Below are 21411 nucleotides of genomic sequence, written 5' to 3'. Positions count from 1 at the left end.
ATGAGCGGATACGGCAGCTTGTTCGAACGCCTCGGTGGTGAAGCCGCCGGGCGCAGCGAATACAACCGCGAAGGCAGCGTGACGGCTTCGGTGGCCAGCCACCTGGGCAAGATGCTCAGCACTCGTGCCGGTAGCGTGCAGACGCTGCCTGACTACGGACTGCCTGATCTGAACGACATGCGCCTGAGCCTGCACGACGCCCTGAGCCAGGCCAAGGAGGCGATTCGCCGCTTCATCGAAGCGTACGAGCCGCGCCTGAGCAACGTTCAGGTGGTTTCGCAGCCGCGCGGCAGCGATCCGCTCAAGCTCACCTTCGCCATCGAAGGCTGGTTGGAAGTGGAGGGGATCCGCCGTGCGGTCTCCTTCACCGCCCACCTCGATGGCAGCGGCAACGTCAAGGTTCGATAAGGAGTATCGAAATGGACAAACCCGCTGCACGGGTCAGCGACCCAACTGCCTGCCCGATCCCCGGGCATGGCACCAATCCCATCGCGGCCGGCTCGCCGGACGTGATCATCGAAGGCCTGGCCGCCGCGTACATGGCCGTTTCAGATAACCGATTGCGGCGCCCCGGCAATGCCGGAGAGCTCGCCAAATACGGGGTCTGGGATTGATGAGCCTGATTGTACGTTTTGCATTGCATGCGCTGGCCTGTCTGGCATTGCCTTTCTTGTTCATGCATGGCTATGACGCGTGGGCGAAGTGGGTTGCAGCCCCTGTCGCGCGTGGTATCAGCCTTGGACTGGCAAAGCAGCTGATTTTTTACGTGTTCGTTGGCGTCAATGTGCTCATGACGGTCTTTGCCAACAAGAAACTTCGCTATGGCCTGGCAGGGCTGATGAGCTTGGCTGTTCTCGTCTATCTGCTACCGCAACACCCCATCCGTGGCCCCGGCATCGCTCTGTTGTGCGGTGGGCTATGTGCGCTGGCGGTTGTATTGACCGACCCGGTTGAAAGGCTGGTGCGCCGGTTTGCCAAGCGGTTGGGCGAACATCCGAAGGGGTCGAATTGATGCGTGGGGTGCTGCGTTGGCTGTTGATCTGCGTTGCAGCGCTGATGCTTTTGCTGGTGCTGGCAGGGTTGGGTATTCGCCAGTACTCGGCCTCTCAGGCCATTGAAGTGGACGCGTTCGCCAGCGGCGCCGGCAACTGCACGCTGAAAAGCTATATCAGAAACTACAAGCCTTTGGGGCTGTTGGGCCGGATAGGCTCGGGTTACAGCAGCCGTTACTTCTACCGTGTTTACGACAGCGCCGGTGAACTGTTGGCGACCTCTGAATGGAACTTCTCCGAGTACGAGATTGATGACTTCTCTGCTCACTGGGTTCGCCGTATGGCCATGTATCCGACTACCGATGGCTGGGCGAGTTTTTCGCTCAAGCAGTGTGATGGTTCGGCTGCGCAGCCAGAGGCTGGCCGTCAATGACCCGGGTTGGAGGTGGTGCTCAGCAGTTAGCCGTGGCGCTGTCCGTTTCAGTGCGTTGGCTGTTTCTAATCGTGGGCTCGCTGGTCTTGCTGCTGTTCCTGGCGTGGTTGGGCATGCGCGCGTATGCAAGCGATCAGGCGCAGGTAACGGACAGCATTGCCAGCGGCTCCGGCAAGTGTCTGTTGAAAACCTACAGGCGCGACTACTCGGCTTTCGGCGTGGCGGGGGGTATGGCATCGGCTTTCGGCAGCCGCTACTTCTACCGCGTTTACAACAATGCCGGGGACCAGCTCGCCACCTCCGAGTGGAACTTCAGTGAGGATGAGGTGAACACCTTTGCCACTGAGTGGCTCGGCCAGATGGCGATGTATCCAACCCGGCACGGTTGGGCGAGTTTTTCGCTCAAGCAGTGTGATGGTTCGGCTGCGCAGCAAGAGGCTGGCCGTCAATGACCCGGGTTGAGCGTGGTGCCCTGCAGTTCGCCGTAGTGCTTTCCATCATCATGGTGTTGCTTGTCACTGGCTGGCTGGCGATACGGCAAATGGCCTCCGAGGCCGGCCGCGAGCTGCGCAGCGTGGCCAGCGAGAACGGCAGCTGTGTGCTCAAGACCTATACCCGGCGCTACAGCGCGGCGGGCGTGGCAGGCGGCATCGCGTCACTGTTTGGCAGCAGCTACTACTACCGCGTCTACAGCCGCGAGGGGGCTTTGCTGGAAACCTCGGAATGGACGTTCTGGGAGCGTGAGTTCGGCGACATGGATGCCCACTGGATCAACCGCACCGCGATGTATCCGGGCCAGGACGGCTGGGCGGGTTGGGGGTTGCCGCAATGCGATTGAACACCTCGAACCGGGCCGTGGGCTGTTGTGTTCGAAGGTCTGCAAGGTGCTGACCATGAATTCATCGAAAGGTGGTCAAGCAGACATGTTGAGGATGCTGATGCGCTGGCTGTTCCTGGCGGTGGGGTCGTTGATTTTTCTGCTGTACCCGCCACGGTTGGGCGAGTTTTTCGCTCAGGGAGTGTGAATGAAAAAGCTGCTTTGCCGGGTAGGCCTGGCGCTGTTGTTGCTGGTCGTGCTGCTGTTCGGCAGCTGGCTGTGGGTGCGCCAGCAGGCCACCCACGCCGGGCGCGAAGTGGCAAGCGAAAGCAGTCCGGGCGCTAGCTGCACGCTCAAGACCTACGTGCGCAACTACGACGCCCTGGGGGTGCCGGGGCGCATCGTGGGGCTGTTGTCTGGCAGCCAGTACTTCTACCGCGTGAATGACCGCCAGGGCGAGCAGCTTGCAACCTCCGAATGGACAATCTGGCAGTACGAAGTGGGTGGTGACGAAGCGGCACACTGGATCGGCAGTGCCGCGCTGTACCCGACCACCGAAGGGTGGGCGGCATGGCGACTGTCCCAGTGCAATCTTTGAAGGACTGAACGATGAAAATGTACGACTACCCACTCTCCAGCTGCCTGGCCGTCCTCATCGACGTCGCCTACCGCGCATGCCTGCGCCCAACTGCCTCTCAACCAAGGTAACTGCCCCGTGTCGTTCAACCACTACTACCAGAGCGAACTCACCGCCCTGCGCCAACTGGGCCGGCGTTTCGCCGAGCGCAGCCCGGCACTGGCACCGTTCCTCGGCCAGAGCGGGCGCGACCCGGATGTAGAGCGCCTGCTCGAAGGCTTCGCCTTCCTCACCGGGCGCCTGCGCCAGAAGCTCGACGACGAACTGCCCGAGCTGACCCACTCGCTGATGCACCTGCTGTGGCCCAACTACATGCGCCCGCTGCCCTCGTTCAGCATGCTGCAGTTCGAGCCGCTGCCCCAGGCTGGCCCGGCGCAGACCGTGGCCCGGGAAACCCCGGTGGAGAGCAAGCCGGTCGATGGCGTGCGCTGCCGCTTCCGCACCTGCTACGCCACCGAAGTGCAGGCCCTGGACCTGGCCGGCATCGACTTTGCGGTCAAGGGTGACGGCGCGGTGCTGACCCTGCGCACCGAGATGAGCTGCGACGGTTTTCTCGCGGAGCTTGAGCTCAAGCGCCTGCGCCTGCACCTGGCCGGCGAGCGCTACATCAGCCAGATGCTCTACCTGTGCCTGCTGCGCAACCTCGAAAGCATCGAGCTGGTGCCGCTGGACGCCCACGGCAAACCGTTCTCGCGCATCAATGCCCCGGACCTCAGCTACACCCTGCGCGGCGACAAGGTTTCGCCGGTGGGCTTTGGCGAAGAGCACGCGTTGATCCCGTACCCGCTGAACACCTTCCGTGGCTACCGTTTCCTGCAGGAGTACTTCTCGTTCCAGGACAAGTTCCTGTTCGTCGACCTCGAAGGCCTCGAAGCCCTGGCCGCGATCCCGGAAGACCTGCAAGAGCAGGTGCGCGGCGTGGCAATCCGCTTCAACATCCGCAAGGGCGGCATCCAGCGCCTGCGCCCGAGCCTTGAAAACATCAAGCTGCACTGCACCCCCATCGTCAACCTGTTCCGCCACGATGCACTGCCGATTCGCCTGGACGGCAAGCAGGACGAGTACCTGCTGCTGCCGGCCGAGTACGACCTGAAAAGCTGCGGCGTGTTCGCCGTGGAAGGGGTGATCGGTTGGTTGCCGGGCGGGGTGGGCTACCGCAACTACGTGCCGTTCGAGTCGTTCGAGCACGACCCAAGCTTCGACGTGAAAGAGAGCAGCCCGCACTACAGCGTGCGCCAGCGCAGCTCGCTGCTGCACGAAGGCATGGACACCTACCTGAGCTTCGGCATCCGCCAGACCCAGTCCCACGAGACGCTGTCGATCGAGCTCACCTGCACCAACCAGAACCTGCCGCTGCGCCTGCGCGAGGGCGACATCTGCCTGATGGCCGAAGGCACCCCGGAGTTTCTGCGTTTTCGCAACATCACCGCCGCCACCCCCAGCTACGCGCCGCCCATCGGCCGCGACTTTTTGTGGCGGCTGATCAGCAACATGTCGCTGAACTACCTGTCGCTGGCCAACGTCGAGGCGCTCAAGGTGATCCTCGAAACCTACGACCTGCCGCGCTACTACGACCAGCACGCGGAAAAGGTCAGCAAGCGCCTGCTCGGCGGCCTGAAAAAAGTGCGCCACGAGCACATCGACCGCCTGCACAAGGGCCTGCCGCTGCGCGGCCTGCGCACCGAACTGACCATCGACCCGGAAGGCTACGTGGGCGAGGGCGACCTGTTCGTCTTCGCCTCGGTGCTCAACGAGTTCTTCGCACTCTACGCCAGCCTCAACTCGTTCCATGAGCTGAGGGTCAAAAGCACGCAAGGGGAGGTGTACCAATGGACACCACGTATGGGCATGCAGCCCCTGCTCTGAGCGGGCTGGCGCGCTACATTCGCGAATACTCGCTGTACCAGGCCGTGCTGCTGGTGGTCGACCGCCTGCGCGAGGACAGCCCCTGGCTCAGCCAGGAAGACCTGTACGAGCGCCTGGAGTTCGAGGCCAACCCGAGCCTGGGCTTCCCGGGCAGCGACATCGACCGCGTGCAGTTTTTCCACGAACACGGCGAGCTGCGCGCGCGCCTGCGCCTGAACCTGGTCGGCCTAGTCGGCGCCAGCTCGCCGCTGCCGGCTTTTTATGGTGAGCAGGCGATTGGCGATGGCGACGACGGCAACCCCACGCGCCAGTTCCTCGACCTGTTCCACCACCGCCTGCAGCGCCTGATGCTGCCGATCTGGCGCAAGTACCGCTACCACGTGCGCTTTGAAACCGGCGCCACCGACCCGTTCTCGGCGCAGCTGTTCGCCCTGATCGGCCTGGGCGGCGAGGCCATTCGCCAGGCCGGCGAGCTGAACTGGCGGCGCCTGCTGCCGTACTTGGGCCTGCTCAGCCTGCGCGCCCACTCGGCGGCGCTGATCGAGTCGGTGCTGCGCTACTACTTCAAGCACGAAGACCTGGTGATCGAGCAGTGCGTCGAGCGCCGCGTGGTGATTCTTGAAGAAGAACGCAACCGCCTGGGCCTGGCCAACAGCCTGCTGGGCGACAACGCGGTACTGGGCGAAAGCGTGCGCGACCGCGGCGGCAAGTTCCGCATTCACGTCAACCAGCTCACCTGGGAGCGCTTTCACGAGTTCCTGCCCATCGGGCCGGGCTACCAGCCTTTGTGCGCACTGGTGCGTTTCACCCTGCGCGACCCCCTGGACTACGACCTGCGCCTGGTGCTCAAGCACGAGGAGGTCCGCGAGCTGCGCATCGGCGAAGACAACGCCTGCCGCCTCGGCTGGACCAGCTGGCTCGGACACGAACGCGCCGACGGGGTCGTCACCCTCGGCAGCCGCATTCATTAAGGACCAATGAAATGATCAACGTCGATTTGCAACAGCTCATCAAGGCGCTGGACGCCGAAACCCGCCGTGACCTCGAAGGCTGCGCGCAGCGCTGCGTCAGCCGTGGTGGCAGCAAGATCCTCGTCGAGGACCTGCTGCTGGCGTTGCTCGAGCGCCCCGAAGGCCTGCTGGCCAAGGCCCTGCAGGACGCCGAGGTGGATGCCCAGGTGCTGGCCGCAGCGCTGCAGCCGCTGCCCGAGCACAGCGCTTCGCGCAACCCGGTGTTTGCCCCGGAGCTGGTGCAATGGCTGCAGGACGGCCTGATGGCCGCAAGCCTGGAGCTGGGCCAGAGCCAGATCGACCAGGCCGCGCTGATTCTGGCGTTGCTGCGCAACCTGGTGCGCTACGCCGGCAGCCGCTACCAGCCGCTGCTGGCCCGCATCGACGCTGCGCGCCTGCGCGAATACGCCCTGGCCCAGCGCCCCGAGGCCGCCCCGGGCAAGCCGGCTGCGGCAGGTGGCGAGTCGCTGCTGGCCAAGTTCACCCACAACCTCACCCAGCAGGCCCGTGACGGCAAGCTCGACCCGGTGCTGTGCCGCGATGGCGCGATCCGCCAGATGGTCGATATCCTCGCCCGCCGGCGCAAGAACAACCCGATCGTGGTCGGCGAGGCCGGGGTCGGCAAGACCGCCATCGTCGAAGGCCTGGCCCTGCGCATCGCCGCCGGCGAAGTGCCCGAGGCGCTCAAGGGCGTCGAGGTGGTGGCCCTGGACATGGGCCTGCTGCAGGCCGGTGCCAGCGTCAAGGGCGAGTTCGAGCGCCGCCTCAAGGGCGTGATCGACGAGGTCAAGTCGGCGCCCAAGCCGATCATCGTGTTCATCGACGAAGCCCACACCCTGATCGGTGCCGGCGGCCAGGCCGGTGGTGGCGATGCTGCCAACCTGCTCAAGCCAGCCCTGGCCCGTGGCGAGCTGCGCACCATCGCCGCCACCACCTGGGCCGAGTACAAGAAGTACTTCGAAAAAGACCCGGCCCTGGCCCGGCGCTTCCAGCCGGTGCAACTGCACGAGCCCACCGTGGGCGAGGCGGTGACCATCCTGCGCGGCCTGGCGCCGGTGTACGAAAAAAGCCACGGCATCTACCTGCGTGACGACGCCGTGGTTGCCGCCGCCGAACTGTCGGCCCGCTACCTGGCCGGCCGCCAACTGCCAGACAAGGCCGTCGACGTGCTCGACACCGCCTGCGCCCGGGTACGTATCAGCCTGGCCGCCGCCCCCGAGAGCATCGAGCGCCTGCGTGGCGAGCGCGCCGAGGGCGAGCGCCAGGTGCAGGCCCTGCGCCGTGACGCCGAGGCGGGCCTGTCGATTGACCACGACGCACTGCAAGCGCTTGAGACCCGCCTGGAGCAGGCTGCCGGCGAGCAGCAGGCCCTCGAGGCGCTGTGGCAGGAACAACGCAGCCTGGCCGAGCGCCTGCTCGAGCTGCGCCAGCGCCTGGCCAAGCCACCGGTGGACGATGAAAGCTTCGATGCCGAGCAGTGCCAGGCCGAACTGCTTGAGGTGCACGGCGCCCTGACCGACGCCCAGCAGCGCGAGCGCCTGGTCAGCTTCGAGGTGTGCCCGCGCCTGGTGGCCGAGGTGATCAGCGCCTGGACCGGCGTGCCCCTGAGCCAGCTGGCCCGCGAGCACAACGCCAAGGTGATCAGCTTCGCCGACGACCTGCGCCTGCGCATCCGTGGCCAGGAGCAGGCAGTGCATGCCCTGGACCGCTCCATGCGCGCCACCGCCGCCGGCCTGAACAAGCCCGATGCGCCGGTAGGTGTGTTCCTGCTGGTCGGCCCCAGCGGCGTGGGCAAGACCGAGACCGCCCTGGCGCTGTCCGACCTGCTGTACGGCGGCGAGCGCTTCCTCACCACCATCAACATGTCCGAATTCCAGGAGAAACACACCGTTTCGCGCCTGATCGGTGCACCGCCTGGTTATGTGGGTTACGGCGAGGGCGGCATGCTCACCGAAGCGGTGCGCCAGAAGCCGTATTCGGTGGTGCTGCTGGACGAGGTGGAAAAAGCCGACCCCGACGTGCTCAACCTGTTCTACCAGATCTTCGACAAGGGCGTGGCCAACGACGGTGAAGGGCGCGAAATCGATTTTCGCAACACCTTGATCCTGATGACTTCCAACCTTGCCAGCGACCGTATCAGCCAACTCTGCGAAGACGGCCAGCGCCCCTCGGCGCAAGACCTCGAAGCGGCCATTCGCCCAGCGCTGAGCAAGCACTTCAAGCCGGCCCTGCTGGCGCGCATGCGCGTGGTGCCGTACTACCCGGTGGGCGGCCCGGTGCTCAACGAGCTGGTAGAAATCAAGCTTGGCCGCCTGGGCGAGCGCCTGCAACGTCGCCAGCTGGGCTTCAGCCACTGCCAGGCGCTGGTCGAGCACCTGGCCGAGCGCTGCACCCAAAGCGACAGCGGCGCGCGCCTGATCGACCACCTGATCGACTCGCACCTGCTGCCGACCATCGCCGACCGCCTGCTCGATGCCATGGCCAGCGGCGAGCAACTGACCCAGGTGCACGCCACCCTGGACGGTGACGGTGGTGTGGTCTGTGAGTTCGGCTGAGATGAGCGCCTTGCTCGACCACACCCCGCAGCCGCAAGGCTACGCCGAGCAGTTGCTGGCCGCGTTCGGCGCGCTGGCGCAGGCGGCGGAGCAGGGCGCGCTGCTGGGCGCCTTCGCCCGTCAGGCCTGCGCCCTGAGCGGTTGCGAGCTGGCCCAGGTGTACCTGCTCGATGCCGGCCACAGCGCCCTGGGGCTGAGCGCCGAGTGCCTGCACGGTGAACTGCGCGCTGCGGACGGCTCGGCGCTGTCGGCCGACTACCACGGCGATGAACTGCTGCAGTTCAGCCTGTGCCAGAACCGCGTGCTGTGCCTGGACTCGCTGGGCGACGGGCTGTATTCGAGCAGCTTCCTGCCGGCCAGCGGCGATACCTGGCGCAGCCTGCTGTGCGTGCCGCTGAACACGGCAAGCGGCGAGGTGGGCGGCCTGCTGATCTGCGCCAGCCCGCGGGCGCTGGAGCTGCAACGCTTTGCCGATGCCCTGGCGCAACTGGGCCGCTTCGTGCTCGGCCAGCTCGGCCTGCTGGTGCGCCTGAGCGGCGGCGCGGCGCTGGCCGCACCGGCCGACAACAGCGTGTGCCCCAGCGACTACGGGCTGATCGGCACCAGCGAGGCCATGCGCAAGACCTACCAGTTGATCGGCAAGGTGCTGCACAGCAACTACACCGTGCTGCTGACCGGCGAAACCGGCACCGGCAAGGAAGTGGTGGCCCGCGCCCTGCACGAATGCGGCCCGCGCCGCAGCAAAAGCTTCATCGTGCAAAACTGCGCGGCCTTCCCCGAAGACCTGCTGGAAAGCGAGCTGTTCGGCTACCGCAAGGGCGCCTTCACCGGCGCCGACCGCGACCGCGTGGGGCTGTTCGAGGCGGCCGACGGCGGCACTTTGCTGCTGGACGAGATCGGCGACATGCCGCTGGCGTTGCAGGCCAAGCTGCTGCGGGTGCTGCAGGAGGGCGAAATCCGCCCGCTGGGCGGCAACGAAACGCGCAAGATCGACGTGCGCATCATCGCCGCCACCCACCGCGACCTGGCGGCCATGGTCGCCCAGGGGCAGTTCCGCGAAGACCTGTACTACCGCCTGGCGCAGTTCCCCATCAGCCTGCCGGCACTGCGCGAGCGCGGCGACGACGTGCACCTGCTGGCCCGGCACTTTGTCGCCAAGGCCTGCAGCTTCATTGGCCGTGGCTCGCTGAGCTGGTCGCAGTGCGCGCTCGGGCACCTGGCCGGTTATGGCTTCCCCGGCAACGTGCGCGAGCTCAAGGGCATGGTCGAGCGTGCCGTGCTGCTGTGCGAGGGCGCCGAGCTGCGCGCCGAGCACTTCGGCGCCCGCGAGCAGGCCCCGGCCGAGCCGGACAACCTGCACCTGCGCGACTACATGGAGCGCGTCGAGCGCGCCTACATGCTCGGCTGCCTGCGCCGCAACAACGGCAACCAGACCGTCGCCGCCCGCCAGCTGGGGCTGCCGCGGCGCACCCTGCTGTACCGCATCGAGCGCCTGAACATCGACCTGAGCGAGTTCCAGGCATGACCCACGAATACCTGACCTGCAGGGAGACTTCCTGATGCCTTCACGTCCATGGCTGATAGCCGCCGGGCTGCTGGTGCTGCTCGGCCTTGCCGGCTGCAACGGCAACTACAAGTTCAACGATGACCAATACCGGCCCCTGGGTGAACCCCAGGTGGTCAATCGCGGCCGATAACCGCAAGGAGTGCACAGACACATGGAACTCGTGCTCGAGATTCAGAACACCCGCCAGCTGATACCCCAGCATGCCCGCACCTGCCTGTTCGGCGCCGACGGCGGCACCATCGGCCGGGCCAGCGATTGTGAATGGACCATCCCCGACGGCAAGAAACACCTGTCGGGGCACCACGCGCGGGTCAGTTGCGAGCGTGGCGTCTTCTACCTCACCGACCTCAGCCGCAACGGCGTGTTCACCGGCTCCGGCGTGCAACTGCCGCGCGGCGAGCCGTTTCGCATCGAGCACGACAGCGTGTTCCGCCTGTGCGACTTCGAGATCCGCGCGCGCCTGGTGCGCGAGCCGGCGCGCTTCGACGGTGAAATCGGCCGGCCGACCGCTGCCGGCAGCATCATCCCGGACGACGCCTTCCTCGACCTCGACCCGCTCAACGCCTTCAAGGCGCCAGCGGGTGCCGACGATGCCTTCGCCACTGCCTGGCGCGAGCCGGCGCAGCGCAGCGACGCGGCGCGCATCGACACCGAGAACCTGATCGTGCCGGAGCTGGTGCCAGAACCTGTGGCGGCACCGGTGTACGAAGCCCCGGCGCCGAGGGGCGAGGGGGTGTCCGAGCAGTTCTGGGCGCGCTTCGGCCAGGCCCTGGGGGTCGACCTGCAAGCCCTCGACGGCCCGGCCCGCGAGGCCCTGGCCGTGAAGGCTGCCGGCCTGCTCAACCAGAGCATCGCCGGCCTGCAGCAGAGCCTGCGCACCCGCAGCGACCTGAAAAACGAACTGCGCCTGGGCCACACCACCGCTCAGCAGAGCAGCCGCAACCCGCTGCGCCAGGCCGGCGACAGCGGCCAGGCGCTGCGCCTGATGCTGCAGCCGGGGCAGGCCGGGCAGGGCAGCGCCGAACAAGCGCTGGCCCGGGGCTTTCGTGACCTGCAGGCGCACCAGGTGGCGCTGCTGGCCGGCAGCCGCGCGGTGGTGCACAGCACGCTGGAGCACTTCACCCCCAGCCAGTTGAGCCTGCGTTTCGAGCGCGAGCGCGGCAAGCCGCTGGTGGCCACATCAGGCAGCCGCTGGCGCGCCTTCCAGCGCTACCACCAGGCCCTGAGCCTGGACGACGACTTCGCCGAGCGCCTGCTGGCCCGCGATTTCGCCCAGGCCTATGAAGAGCAGGTGCGCCTGATCGCCACCCTGCACAGCGAACACGAAGGATGAACCCCATGACCTGCCTCAAGAACCTGGCTACCGCCCTGGGCCTGCTGTTGCTGGCTGGCTGCTCGGCGCTGTCGCCGTACTCCACCCAGACCAAGCTGCAGCTGACCCTGGACAGCAACGAGCACCTCAACCTCGACGTCAACGGCCGCGCCTCGCCGCTGGTGCTGCGCCTGTACGAGCTCAAGCACCCGGTGGCGTTCGAGAACGCCGACTTCTTCAGCCTGTACGAGCGCGGCAAGGACGTGCTGGCCCAGGACCTGGTCAACAGCGAAGAGCTCGAACTGCGCCCCGGCCAGACCATGGACCTCAAGCTCACCGTCGCCGGCACCAGCCGCTACGTCGGGGTGATGGCCGCCTACCGCGACATCACCGACACCCAGTGGCGCTACGTGATCACCGTGCAGCCCGAAGAGATCACCCGCATTCAGCTGGTCCTGGACCAGAACGGCATCCACGATGCCGCCCAGCCCGTCGCCAAGGTGGATGACCGCACATGAACATGGACAAAGTCATCTGGCAGGAAGGCATGCTGCTGCGCCCGCAGCACTTCCAGCAGAACGATCGCTACTACGACAACCAGATGAAGTCGCGCACCCAGCTGCTGGGCCGCTACAACTGGGGCTTCCTCAGCCTGGAAATCGACCTGCAGTTCCTCAACATGGGCAAGCTGGTGGTCAGCCAGGCCTCCGGTGTGTTGCCCGACGGCACCCTGTTCAACCTGGAGAGCAGCGCCGAGCCGCTGGCCGTGGACGTGCCGCCGAACATCACCAAGTTACCGGTGTACCTGGCCCTGCCGCTGGTCACCGGCGGCCACGTCGAGGCCCGCCGCGCCGACCAGCCCGACGTGCTGGCGCGCTACACCGCCTATGGCCTGGAAGTGTCCGACTCCAACGCCGGCGAAGACGCCAGCAGCCAGGTCAGCTGCGCCCGCCCGGACTTCCGCCTGCTGCTGGGCGAGCAGCAGAACGACCAGGCCTACGTGAAGCTCAAGGTGTGCCTGATCAACGACACCTCGCCCGACAGCGTGATCACCCTGGACAACGATTTTGTGCCGAGCTTCGTCGACAGCCATTCCTCGCCCTACCTGCTGTCGTGCCTTAAAGAAGTGATCAGCATCCTCGACAACCGTGGCGACATCCTTGCCGACCGCATCCGCGCCAACGGCAAGGTCGGCGGCGCCGAGGTGGGCGACTTCCTCATGCTGCAGCTGATCAACCGCACCAGCCTGCTGCTGCGCCACTACATGGGCGTGGAGCAGGTGCACCCCGAAGAGCTGTACCGCACCTTGCTGGCCCTGTTCGGCGACCTGTCGGCGTTTTCCAGCGACAGCAAGCGCCCGCGCAACGACAGCCGCTACGAGCACAGCGACCAGGGCGCGAGTTTCCGCAAACTGATGGAATCGATCCGCCAGGTGCTGTCGATGGTGCTCGAGCAACACGCCATCGAGATGGCCCTGCAGGAGCGCCAGTACGGCATTCTGGTCGCGCCGCTGCACGACCACCAGTTGCTCGGCCGCGCCTCGTTCGTGCTGGCGGCCAAGGCCAACTGCGACACCGAAGAACTGCGCCACCGCCTGCCCACCCACCTCAAGGTCGGCCCGGTGGAGCACATTCGCCAGCTGGTCAACCTGCACCTGCCAGGCATCAAGGTGCGCCCCATGCCGGTGGCGCCGCGGCAGATCCCGTTCCACTCGGACAAGACCTACTTCGCCCTGGACTTCAGCGCCGAGGACCTGGCCCAGCTCGAGCGCTCCGGCGGCTTCGCCTTCCACGTCTCGGGCGAGTTCTCCGAGCTTGAACTGAAATTCTGGGCCATCAGGAACGCATGAGCATGATCAGGGATATGGAGTACAGCCAGGACGACCGTACTGTCCTGCTCAACCAGCATGGCGAGCGGCCGAGCCACGAGCCGCTGACCGACTTTGCCCGGCCGCCGCGCTACGAAGATCTCGAAGAGCGCATGGTGTATGCCTCCAGCCGGCGCCCGGAGCAGAGCTTCAACATCAGCCTCAACCCGCTGGTGTCGGCCGCCTCGCCGTTGCTGTCGGCGATCATCGAGATCAAGTCCAGCGCCGAGGCCAACAACCTCAACACCCTCAAGACCGGCCTCATCGAGCACCTGCGCCATTTTGAAACGCGGGCGCTGGAGGAGGGCGTGGACCACGGCGAGGTGATGATGGCGCGCTACGTGCTGTGCACCGTCACCGACGAGGCGGTGGTGACCACCAGTTGGGGCAACGAGAGCGAGTGGTCGAGCATCAGCCTGCTCAGCAGCTTTCACAACGAAACCTTCGGTGGCGAGAAGTTCTTCCAGCTGGTGGAGAACATGGGCCGCAACCCGATGAAGCACCTGGCCATGCTCGAGCTGATGTACATCTGCATGTCGCTGGGTTTCGAGGGCAAGTTCCGCGTGCAGGCGCGCGGCAACATCGAGCTGGATGCCATCCGCGACAGTGTTTACCGGCAAATCCGCCAACTGCGTGGCGACGTGCCGCGCGAGCTGTCGCCGCACTGGGCCGGCCTTACCGACACCCGCCGCGGCGTGGTGCGCATGGTGCCCTGGTGGCTGGTGGCGGCGTTCACCGGCATTTGCCTGGTGGTGATGTTCTCGGGCTTCGCCTACGTGCTGGGTGACAAGCGCGAAGCGGTACTGCAGCGCTACCAGCCGGCCGACCCGGTAGTGGTCCAGGCCAAGTCGTAATTTCAGGGACGTACAATGAAAAACTTTTTCCGCAAGACCTGGGCATTCTTGACCAGGACCTGGGTCTGGACCCTGCTGCTGGTACTGCTGACCGCGCTGCTGGTGTGGTTCGTCGGGCCGCTGCTGGCGATTGCCGACAACAAGTTCTGGGAAGAATCCAGCCCGCGCCTGCTGACCATCGCCGTGCTGTTTTTGCTGTGGGGCCTGTTCATCGTCTTCGCCAGCTGGCGCGGTACCGTGCGCAAGAAGCAGGTCGAGGAGAGCGAAGTCGGCCAGGCCGACCTGGCCCGCCGCGCCGCCATCGAAGAGGCCGAGCGCACCCTGCGCGCACGCTTCAAGGATGCCCTGCGCACCCTCAAGACCTCCAGCCTGTACCGTGGCCGCAGCGAGCGCTGGCGCAACGACCTGCCCTGGTACCTGGTGATCGGCCCTGAGAAGGCCGGCAAGACCAGCCTGCTGGACTTTTCCGGGCTGGAATTCCCGATCAACAAGGTTGAGCGCAAGCTCAGCCGTGACACCAGCAGTACCGCCTACTGCGACTGGTACTTCGCCGACAACGGCGTGCTGCTGGACACCAGCGGCCGCTACACCGACCAGAACGACCCTGAAGTGGACGGCGCCGGCTGGGCGACCCTGCTCGGCCTGCTACGTTCGCGCCGCCGCACCCGCCCGCTCAATGGCGTGCTGATCAGCGTGCCGGTGACCACCTTGCTGGGCGGTGACCGCGAAGGCATGGTGGCGCTGGGGCGCACCCTGCGCAACCGCCTGCAGGAGATCCAGCAGCAGCTGCACGCTGATGTGCCGGTGTACCTGGTGCTGACCAAGGCCGACAAGATCGTCGGCTTCGATGCCTTCTTCGACCAACTGTCCCGTGAAGAAAGCGAGCAGGTGCTCGGCGCCAGCTTCGGCAAGGGCCAGAAGGGCACCGACGTGGCCGTGCTCAACCGCGAGTTCGAAGACCTGCTGTCGCGCCTGAGCGCCCAGGTGATCATGCGCATGCACCAGGAGCGTGATGCCAACCGCCGCGGCCTGATTCTCGACTTCCCGCTGCAACTGGGGCAGGTGGGCGCCAACCTTGGCATGCTGGTGGACGCCGCCTTTACGGGCAACCGCTACCAGCGCGCCAGCACGCTGCGCGGCTTCTACTTCACCAGCGCACCGCACACCGATGCCGCCGGCGCAGTGGACGCCAAGGGCCAGGCGCTGCCGGTGACCCACAGCGGCCGCACCCGCTTCATCTACGACCTGATGACCAAGGTGATCTTCCCCGAAGCCGCCCTGGCTGGCCTGGACAAGCGCGAGACCAACCGCATCAACTGGGGCCAGCGCGCCCTGTACGCCGGCGCCCTGGGCTGCATGGGGCTGTTCGGCCTGGTCTGGGCCGGCAGCTTCTCGGCCAACGACGGCAACCTGGAAAAACTCAAGGACCTGGCCGACCGCCACGGCCGCCAGGGCGCCGCATTGACCGCCCGCGACGACGCCATGGCGATCCTGCCGATCCTCGACAACCGCTACGCCGCCACCCAGGTGTTCCCCGACTCGGGCGATGCGCCTTACGCCGAACGCGGCGGCCTGTACCAGGGCGGTGAAACCAACCCGGTACTGCTGGAAGCCTACAACCGCGAGCTGATCGAGCAACTGCTGCCACGCGTGGCGCAAACCCTCGAGGGGCAGATTCGCAGCAGCATGGGCAACCGCGAACGCCTGCTGGCCAGCCTGCGTGCCTACCTGATGCTGAACATGCCGGACCGCCGCGACAACGCGTTGCTCAAGGAATGGATGGCCACCCAGTGGTCGCAGCGTTACCCCGGCAACACCCAGCTGCAAAACCAGCTGAACACCCACTACGAGCGCCTGCTGGCGCTGAGCTTCAGCCAACCGCTGAACGACCCGCTGGTGGAACAGGCGCGCCAGGTGCTGCGCCGCGAGTCGCTGGCCGCCGTGGTGTACCGCGTGCTGCGCGAGCAGGCCCGCAGCCTGCCCGAGTACCGCCTGAGCCAGCACACCGGCCCCCAGGGCGCGGTGTTCGTCGGCACCGACTACGTGATCCCGGGCTTCTACACCCAGCGCGGCTACCAGCAGTACTTCATGGCCCAGGGCGCAGGCCTTGTGCAGGACATCCTGCGCGACAACTGGGTGCTGGGCGAGGGCGGCAGCCTCAGCGGCATGGACATGCGCAAGCTGCTGGTGGAGCTTGAGCAGCTGTACTTCAACGACTACGCCAACTACTGGAGCGAAGCCATCGGCCAGGTGCGCCTGGAAACCTTCACCAACGCCGAAGAAGGCGCCAACCAGCTGGCCAGCCTGACTGCTGCCAACTCGCCGCTGCTGCAGATGCTGGCCGAAGTGCGCGAAAACACCCGCTTCCCGGCCGTGGCCGATGCCGCCGAAGCCGCTGGCGCCGCTGCCGAAGCTGCGCAACAGGCCGGTGGCAAGCTGGGCAAGGTGGCCGCTGTGGCCGCCGCTGCCGCAGGCCCCGCCGGCCAGGCCCTGGCCAAGCGCCTGCCGGATACCTCGCGCAAGGCCCTGGAGCGGCGCTTCGAGCCGCTGCACCGCCTGCTGGATGACGACAACGGCCCCACCGCTGACCTGGGCCCGGTGCTGCAGGCGCTGAACGACCTGCAACTGCAGCTGTTGGGCCTGGCGCGCTCCAGCCAGCCCGAGCAGGCCGCCTTCGAAGTGGCCAAGGGACGCATGGCCGGCAACCAGCGCGACCCCATCAGCACCCTGCGCAACAGCGCCAACCGCCTGCCACGGCCGGTGGGTGGCTGGTTCTCGACCCTGGCCGAAGACAGCTGGATGCTGGTGCTGGACAACAGCTACGAGTACGTCAACCAGCGCTACGAAACCCAGCTGTACAGCTTCTACAGCAAGACCATCGACGAGCGTTACCCGTTCCACGCCCACAGCAGCAGCGATGTGGCGCTGAACGATTTCCGCGAGTTCTTCAAGGCCCAGGGTATCGCCGACCGCTTCTTCGACACCTACCTCAAGCCGTTCGTGATCGGCGAGCCGGGCAGCTACCGCCTGCGCGCCGTCGATGGCCGCAGCCTGCCGGTGTCGCGCGAGTTCCTCGAGCAGATGAACAACGTGCAGACCATCCAGCGCGGCTTTTTTGCCGACAACCCCAACGAGCCGCAGGTGCAGTTCAAGCTTGAGCCCTACACCCTGGACTCAACGGTCGGCCGTGCCGAGTTCCGCTTTGGCGAGCAGCAGATGGTGTACCGCCACGGCCCGATCGTGCCGATGGCCTTCAAGTGGCCCACCGAGGCCGATGACGGGCGCACCAGCCTGGCCCTGGAAGGCCTGAACGGCAAGTCGATGGTGCTGGAGAAAAACACCGGCCCGTGGTCGTTGTTCCGCCTGTTCGACCTGATGCAGACCGAGTACCAGAGCGGCCGCGACGTGCTGATGATCAAGGCCAATGTGGGTGGCATGCGCGCCAACTACCTGGTGCTGACCCAGCGTTCGCCCAACCCGTTCGACCTGAGCGCGGTGCGTAACCTACGCATGCCGGTGGCGCTGTGACCGTGGTGGCGGGGCGCTGGCGCAGCGCCGGGCGTACCGACCCGGGCAAGGTGCGCGAGCGCAACGAGGACGCCTACCTGGACCGCCCCGAGCGCGGCCTGTGGGTGGTGGCCGACGGCATGGGCGGCCACCAGGCCGGCGACCTGGCCAGCCAGATGGTGGTCGAGGCCCTCGACGGCCTGGCCCTGGACGGCAGCTTTGACGAGCAGGTATTGGCGGTACGCCAGTGCCTGCACTGGGTCAACCGCCGCCTGGGCCAGGCGCTGACCGTGGTCACCGGCCGCGCCGACCCGATCATGGGCAGCACCGTGGTGGCGCTGCTGGTGCACGAAGGCCGCGGCGCGTGCATCTGGGCCGGCGACAGCCGCTGCTACCTGTGGCGCGGCAAGCGCTTGTTCCAGCTGACCCGTGACCACTCGCTGCGCCAGCAACTGATCGACGAGGGCCGCTACAGCGCCGAGGAGGCCGGGCAGCAGCCCGGCGCCCACGCCCTGACCCGCGCCCTGGGCGGTGACGAAACCCTGCGCCTGGAGGTACTGGAATTCATGGTAGTGCCTGGCGATACCTTCTTGCTGTGCAGCGACGGCCTGTACCAGAGCCAGAGCGACGAGACCCTGGGCAAGGCGCTGAGCCAGGGCCAGCCGCCGCGGGCCCTGGAGTACCTGTTCGACAACGTGATGCAGGGCCGCGCCTCGGACAACCTCACCGGCGTGGTGGTGCGCCAATGAACGCCGCCGAGCTGCTGGGCGGCGCCAGCGACCACCTGGGCTACTTCGCCAAGGCCGCCGAGGCCGCCAAGGCGCCACTGGCGATCACCGCCGCGCCGCTGCCCGGCGTGCTGCCGCCGGTGCTGAACGGGCGCTACAAGCTCGAAGGCCTGCTCGGTGCCGGCGGCATGGGCATGGTCTACCGCGCCCGCGACCTGCTGGCCGAGCAGCACGGCGAGCCCGAGCCCATGGTGGCGGTCAAGCTGCTGCGCGACGACGTGGCCGAGTGCCCCGACGGCGCGGCCCTGCTGTACAGCGAGTACGCGCTCACCCGCCACCTGCCGCACCCCGGCGTGGTGCGGGTGCATGGCTTTGAGGTGGACGCCGCCAGCCAGCAGGCGTTTTTCAGCATGCAGTTGCTGCGCGGCATGCCCCTGGACCGCCTGCTGTGCGAGCAACCCCTGGGCCTGGCCTGGGGCGAGCTGCGCGGCATCGCCCTGGGGCTGCTCGAGGTGCTGGCCTTCGCCCACGGGCGCGGCGTGCTGCATGGCGATATCAAGCCCAGCAACCTGATCCTCGGCGAGCACGGCGTGCAGCTGTTCGACTTCGGCCTGGGCCAGGCCATGGACGGCGTGCTTGAAGGCCTGGCCAAGCTCAGCCGCCAGCGCATCAGCGCCTGGACCCCGGCCTACGCCGCCCCCGAATTGCTCGACGGCGCGCCGCTGTCGCCTGCCAGCGACCTGTTCGCCGCTGCTTGTGTGATCTACGAGCTGGCCGGCGGCAAGCAGCCGTTCGGTCGCGACGGCGCCGGGTTGCACAGCGAGCCGCCGGAGCGCCCCGCGACGCTGCCGGCCAAGGCCTGGCCGGCGTTGCAGCAGGCGTTGGCGACAGACCCGGCGGCGCGCCGCATCAGTTTTCACCAACTGCATCACACCCTAGCCACCACGGGCGGCTCATGGCTGCGCCGATGGTTCAGTAAACGCGATGGATTGCACTCGGACAGGGAAAGCCTCCATGTTCAACCCCACAAATGAAACCCACTTCAGCCTCACCCTCGAAGACAGCACCGTCGACTTTCAGGTGCTGTCGTTCACCGGCCACGAGGCCATCAGCCAGCCATACCGCTTCGAGGTAGAGCTGGTCAGCGAGCGCCCCGACATCGACCTGGAAAGCCTGCTGCACAAGCAGGCGTTCCTGGCCTACGACCCTGACGGTAACGGCATCCACGCCCAGGTGTACCAGGTGGCCCAGGGCGATTCGGGCAAGCGCCTGCACCGCTACCGCGTAGTGCTGGTGCCGCACCTGGCGTATCTCGCGCACCGCACCAACCAGCGCATCTTCCAGCAGCTGACCGCGCCGCAGATCATCGCCAAGATTTTCGAAGAGCACGGCCTGCAGAGTGACGCCTACCGCTTCAGCCTCGGCACACCGTGCCCGGTGCGTGAGTACTGCGTGCAGTACGACGAGAGCGACCTGCACTTCGTGCAGCGCCTGTGCGAAGAGGAGGGCATGCACTACCACTTCGAGCACAGCCGCGATGGCCACCTGCTGGTGTTCGGCGACGACCAGGCGTTCTTCCCCAAGCTCGGCCAGCCGGCCAGCTACGTGCAAGACACAGGCATGGTCGCCGACGACCCGGTGATCAAGCGCTTCAACGTGCGCCTGGAAACCCGCACCAGCCGCGTCAGCCGGCGTGACTACGACTTCGAGAAACCGCGCCTGCTGATGGAGGCCGCCTACAAGCCCGACCAGCCAAGCATCGACGAACCGGACCTGGAAGACTACGACTACCCGGCCGGCTTCACCGACCGCGCCCGCGGCAAGCAACTGAGCCAGCGCGCCCTGGAGCGCCACCGTGCCGACTACCAGCAGGCCGAAGGCCATGGCGACGTGCCGCGGCTGGTGAGCGGCCACTTCATGCAACTGGCCGAGCACCCGCGCAGCGAGTGGAACGACCTGTGGCTGCTGACCGAGGTGCACCACGAAGGCAAGCAGCCACAGGTGCTCGAGGAATCGGTGACCAGCGACACCACCGACGACAAGGACGACTTCCACCAGGGCTACCGCAACCGCTTCTTGGCCACCCCATGGGATGTGCTCTACCGCCCGCCACTGAAACATCCCAAACCCCAGGTGCTGGGCAGCCAGAGCGCCGTGGTCACCGGCCCCAAGGGCGAGGAGATCTACTGCGACGAGTACGGCCGGGTGAAGGTGCAGTTCTTCTGGGACCGTGAAGGCAAGGGCATCGAGACCACCAGCTGCTGGCTGCGGGTGTCGTCCAGCTGGGCCGGCGAGCGTTACGGCGGCGTAGCCATCCCGCGGGTGGGCATGGAGGTGCTGGTGACCTTCCTCGAAGGCGACCCCGACCAGCCGCTGGTAAGCGGCTGCCTGTACCACGCCGTCAACCCGGTGCCCTATGCGCTGCCGGCACACAAGACCCGCACCACCTTCAAGACCCTGAGCAGCCCCGGCGGCGGTGGCTTTAACGAGCTGCGCATCGAGGACAAGAAGGGCCAGGAACAGATCTTCGTGCACGCCCAGCGCGACTGGGACCAGAACATTCAGAACGACCAGAAGATCCACGTCGGCAACGAGCGCCACGACCTGGTGGTAGCCAACAGCTACAGCAAGTTCCAGTCCGAAGAACACCGCACCACGGTGGGCGACCGCAAGACCGAGATCAAGGTGGACGACCACCTGACCGTGGGCAACAACCAGCACGTGAAGATCGGCACCGCGCAACTGGTGGAAGCCGGCCGGGAAATTCATATCAAGGCCGGCGACAAGGTGGTGATCGACGCTGGCATGCAGATCAGCCTGAGCGGTGGGGGCAGCTTTATCACCCTCGATGCCGGTGGGGTGAAGGTGGTGGGGGCGCAGGTGCTGCTCAATGCTGGCGGCTCGCCGGGCAGTGGCAGCGGGATTGGCATTCTGCCGCCGTTGTTGCCGGGGGCAGCGGCTACGGCACTGGCTGGCAAGGTGCCTGAGGCCCTCCAGAAGCACCGTGCGCGTTATCAGTTGCTTGACGAGAAAACCGGTGAGCCTCTGGTGGGGGCGGCCTACGTGCTCGTACAACCCGACGGGACGCGGTTGGCGGGGTACAGCGATGACAAGGGGTACACCTTCCAGGTCGTGACAGAGGGGCCGGCGGATCTGAATATGCTGACGCAGCAACTCAAGCCTCAGCCGGTAGAGCAATTGTTCCGGGCGGGTGAGGCCGCGCCGCAGGAATTGAACATGGACCACAAAGATATCTAGTCAGAGGG

At 66.5% G+C, this 21411-nt stretch carries 20 protein-coding genes and 1 pseudogene; all 21 read left to right on the top strand.

Annotated elements, in window-relative coordinates:
• The 21 genes and pseudogenes from tssE (at position 1) to tssI (ending at position 21403) form a co-directional block, all read left to right on the top strand.
• Positions 1–408, top strand: coding sequence for a type VI secretion system baseplate subunit TssE (tssE, locus tag ACI2KK_RS16835; RefSeq protein ID WP_217838809.1), 408 nt, complete (start codon positions 1–3; stop codon positions 406–408).
• 11 nt (positions 409–419) lie between these two features.
• Positions 420–536, top strand: a pseudogene (locus ACI2KK_RS16830) (PAAR domain-containing protein); the annotation flags it as partial.
• Positions 537–613: 77 nt separating this feature from the next.
• A complete protein-coding gene (locus tag ACI2KK_RS16825) occupies positions 614–1012 on the top strand; it encodes a hypothetical protein (RefSeq protein WP_404669729.1) in 399 nt (132 codons plus the stop codon).
• Positions 1012–1425 carry a hypothetical protein gene (locus ACI2KK_RS16820; protein ID WP_404669728.1) on the top strand — a complete coding sequence of 138 codons (414 nt, stop codon included), beginning with the start codon at positions 1012–1014 and terminating at the stop codon, positions 1423–1425. Before ACI2KK_RS16825 ends, ACI2KK_RS16820 begins: the two co-directional genes overlap by 1 nt.
• A gap of 32 nt (positions 1426–1457) precedes the next feature.
• Positions 1458–1877 carry a hypothetical protein gene (locus ACI2KK_RS16815; RefSeq protein ID WP_404669727.1) on the top strand — a complete coding sequence of 140 codons (420 nt, stop codon included), beginning with the start codon at positions 1458–1460 and terminating at the stop codon, positions 1875–1877.
• Positions 1874–2263, top strand: a complete 390-nt coding sequence (locus ACI2KK_RS16810) for a hypothetical protein (RefSeq protein ID WP_404669726.1) — start codon at positions 1874–1876, stop codon at positions 2261–2263. The genes ACI2KK_RS16815 and ACI2KK_RS16810 overlap by 4 nt, the downstream gene beginning before the upstream one ends.
• 55 nt (positions 2264–2318) lie before the next feature.
• Positions 2319–2450 (top strand): hypothetical protein, encoded by a 132-nt coding sequence (locus tag ACI2KK_RS16805; protein WP_404669725.1) that lies wholly within the window; start codon positions 2319–2321, stop codon positions 2448–2450.
• Positions 2451–2840, top strand: coding sequence for a hypothetical protein (locus ACI2KK_RS16800; RefSeq protein ID WP_404669724.1), 390 nt, complete (start codon positions 2451–2453; stop codon positions 2838–2840).
• 117 nt (positions 2841–2957) lie between these two features.
• A complete protein-coding gene (gene tssF / locus ACI2KK_RS16795) occupies positions 2958–4745 on the top strand; it encodes a type VI secretion system baseplate subunit TssF (RefSeq protein WP_217885308.1) in 1788 nt (595 codons plus the stop codon).
• Entirely contained in the window at positions 4709–5716 is a 1008-nt protein-coding gene (tssG, locus tag ACI2KK_RS16790; protein WP_217885307.1) for a type VI secretion system baseplate subunit TssG, read from the top strand. The genes tssF and tssG overlap by 37 nt, the downstream gene beginning before the upstream one ends.
• Positions 5717–5727: 11 nt before the next feature.
• Entirely contained in the window at positions 5728–8310 is a 2583-nt protein-coding gene (gene tssH, locus ACI2KK_RS16785; RefSeq protein WP_404669723.1) for a type VI secretion system ATPase TssH, read from the top strand.
• 10 nt (positions 8311–8320) lie between these two features.
• Positions 8321–9835: a sigma-54 interaction domain-containing protein gene (locus ACI2KK_RS16780; protein ID WP_404669773.1), complete on the top strand. Its 1515-nt coding sequence runs from the start codon at positions 8321–8323 to the stop codon at positions 9833–9835.
• A gap of 34 nt (positions 9836–9869) precedes the next feature.
• The gene (locus ACI2KK_RS16775) at positions 9870–10007 is read left to right on the top strand and encodes a type VI secretion protein (protein WP_217838799.1); all 138 of its coding nucleotides are present in this window, start codon (positions 9870–9872) and stop codon (positions 10005–10007) included.
• Between the two features lie 21 nt (positions 10008–10028).
• Positions 10029–11210 carry a type VI secretion system-associated FHA domain protein TagH gene (tagH, locus tag ACI2KK_RS16770; RefSeq protein WP_404669722.1) on the top strand — a complete coding sequence of 394 codons (1182 nt, stop codon included), beginning with the start codon at positions 10029–10031 and terminating at the stop codon, positions 11208–11210.
• A 5-nt stretch (positions 11211–11215) separates the two neighbouring features.
• On the top strand, positions 11216–11707 hold the full coding sequence (gene tssJ / locus ACI2KK_RS16765; protein WP_369986688.1) for a type VI secretion system lipoprotein TssJ: 492 nt from the start codon (positions 11216–11218) through the stop codon (positions 11705–11707).
• Entirely contained in the window at positions 11704–13038 is a 1335-nt protein-coding gene (gene tssK, locus ACI2KK_RS16760; protein ID WP_404669721.1) for a type VI secretion system baseplate subunit TssK, read from the top strand. Before tssJ ends, tssK begins: the two co-directional genes overlap by 4 nt.
• A gap of 2 nt (positions 13039–13040) precedes the next feature.
• Positions 13041–13910, top strand: coding sequence for a type IVB secretion system protein IcmH/DotU (gene icmH / locus ACI2KK_RS16755; protein WP_404669720.1), 870 nt, complete (start codon positions 13041–13043; stop codon positions 13908–13910).
• A 15-nt stretch (positions 13911–13925) separates the two neighbouring features.
• The gene (gene tssM, locus ACI2KK_RS16750; RefSeq protein ID WP_404669719.1) at positions 13926–17438 is read left to right on the top strand and encodes a type VI secretion system membrane subunit TssM; all 3513 of its coding nucleotides are present in this window, start codon (positions 13926–13928) and stop codon (positions 17436–17438) included.
• Positions 17435–18166, top strand: coding sequence for a PP2C family protein-serine/threonine phosphatase (locus tag ACI2KK_RS16745; protein ID WP_404669718.1), 732 nt, complete (start codon positions 17435–17437; stop codon positions 18164–18166). The genes tssM and ACI2KK_RS16745 overlap by 4 nt, the downstream gene beginning before the upstream one ends.
• Positions 18163–19179, top strand: coding sequence for a serine/threonine-protein kinase (locus ACI2KK_RS16740; RefSeq protein WP_404669717.1), 1017 nt, complete (start codon positions 18163–18165; stop codon positions 19177–19179). The genes ACI2KK_RS16745 and ACI2KK_RS16740 overlap by 4 nt, the downstream gene beginning before the upstream one ends.
• Positions 19160–21403, top strand: coding sequence for a type VI secretion system tip protein TssI/VgrG (tssI, locus tag ACI2KK_RS16735; protein ID WP_404669716.1), 2244 nt, complete (start codon positions 19160–19162; stop codon positions 21401–21403). Before ACI2KK_RS16740 ends, tssI begins: the two co-directional genes overlap by 20 nt.
• The last annotated feature ends 8 nt before the right edge of the window (positions 21404–21411 follow it).

Origin of the sequence: Pseudomonas sp. NPDC089406 (genome assembly GCF_044900265.1) — a bacterium.
In the GTDB taxonomy this organism is placed as follows: Bacteria; Pseudomonadota; Gammaproteobacteria; order Pseudomonadales; family Pseudomonadaceae; genus Aquipseudomonas; species Aquipseudomonas fakonensis.
The sequence above is the reverse complement of the archived record's forward strand: the minus strand, read 5'-3'. Positions and strand labels throughout refer to the sequence as shown.

What these genes read in the sequence shown, in the direction of transcription:
- ACI2KK_RS16825 (WP_404669729.1), top strand. Translation starts at nt 614, where the DNA reads ATGAGCCTGATTGTACGTTTTGCATTGCATGCGCTGGCCTGTCTGGCA.
- ACI2KK_RS16820 (WP_404669728.1), top strand. Translation starts at nt 1,012, where the DNA reads ATGCGTGGGGTGCTGCGTTGGCTGTTGATCTGCGTTGCAGCGCTGATG.
- ACI2KK_RS16810 (WP_404669726.1), top strand. Translation starts at nt 1,874, where the DNA reads ATGACCCGGGTTGAGCGTGGTGCCCTGCAGTTCGCCGTAGTGCTTTCC.
- ACI2KK_RS16800 (WP_404669724.1), top strand. Translation starts at nt 2,451, where the DNA reads ATGAAAAAGCTGCTTTGCCGGGTAGGCCTGGCGCTGTTGTTGCTGGTC.
- icmH (WP_404669720.1), top strand. Translation starts at nt 13,041, where the DNA reads ATGATCAGGGATATGGAGTACAGCCAGGACGACCGTACTGTCCTGCTC.
- ACI2KK_RS16805 (WP_404669725.1), top strand. Translation starts at nt 2,319, where the DNA reads ATGAATTCATCGAAAGGTGGTCAAGCAGACATGTTGAGGATGCTGATG.
- tssK (WP_404669721.1), top strand. Translation starts at nt 11,704, where the DNA reads ATGAACATGGACAAAGTCATCTGGCAGGAAGGCATGCTGCTGCGCCCG.
- tagH (WP_404669722.1), top strand. Translation starts at nt 10,029, where the DNA reads ATGGAACTCGTGCTCGAGATTCAGAACACCCGCCAGCTGATACCCCAG.
- ACI2KK_RS16740 (WP_404669717.1), top strand. Translation starts at nt 18,163, where the DNA reads ATGAACGCCGCCGAGCTGCTGGGCGGCGCCAGCGACCACCTGGGCTAC.
- tssJ (WP_369986688.1), top strand. Translation starts at nt 11,216, where the DNA reads ATGACCTGCCTCAAGAACCTGGCTACCGCCCTGGGCCTGCTGTTGCTG.
- tssM (WP_404669719.1), top strand. Translation starts at nt 13,926, where the DNA reads ATGAAAAACTTTTTCCGCAAGACCTGGGCATTCTTGACCAGGACCTGG.
- tssG (WP_217885307.1), top strand. Translation starts at nt 4,709, where the DNA reads ATGGACACCACGTATGGGCATGCAGCCCCTGCTCTGAGCGGGCTGGCG.
- tssE (WP_217838809.1), top strand. Translation starts at nt 1, where the DNA reads ATGAGCGGATACGGCAGCTTGTTCGAACGCCTCGGTGGTGAAGCCGCC.
- ACI2KK_RS16775 (WP_217838799.1), top strand. Translation starts at nt 9,870, where the DNA reads ATGCCTTCACGTCCATGGCTGATAGCCGCCGGGCTGCTGGTGCTGCTC.
- tssI (WP_404669716.1), top strand. Translation starts at nt 19,160, where the DNA reads ATGTTCAACCCCACAAATGAAACCCACTTCAGCCTCACCCTCGAAGAC.
- tssH (WP_404669723.1), top strand. Translation starts at nt 5,728, where the DNA reads ATGATCAACGTCGATTTGCAACAGCTCATCAAGGCGCTGGACGCCGAA.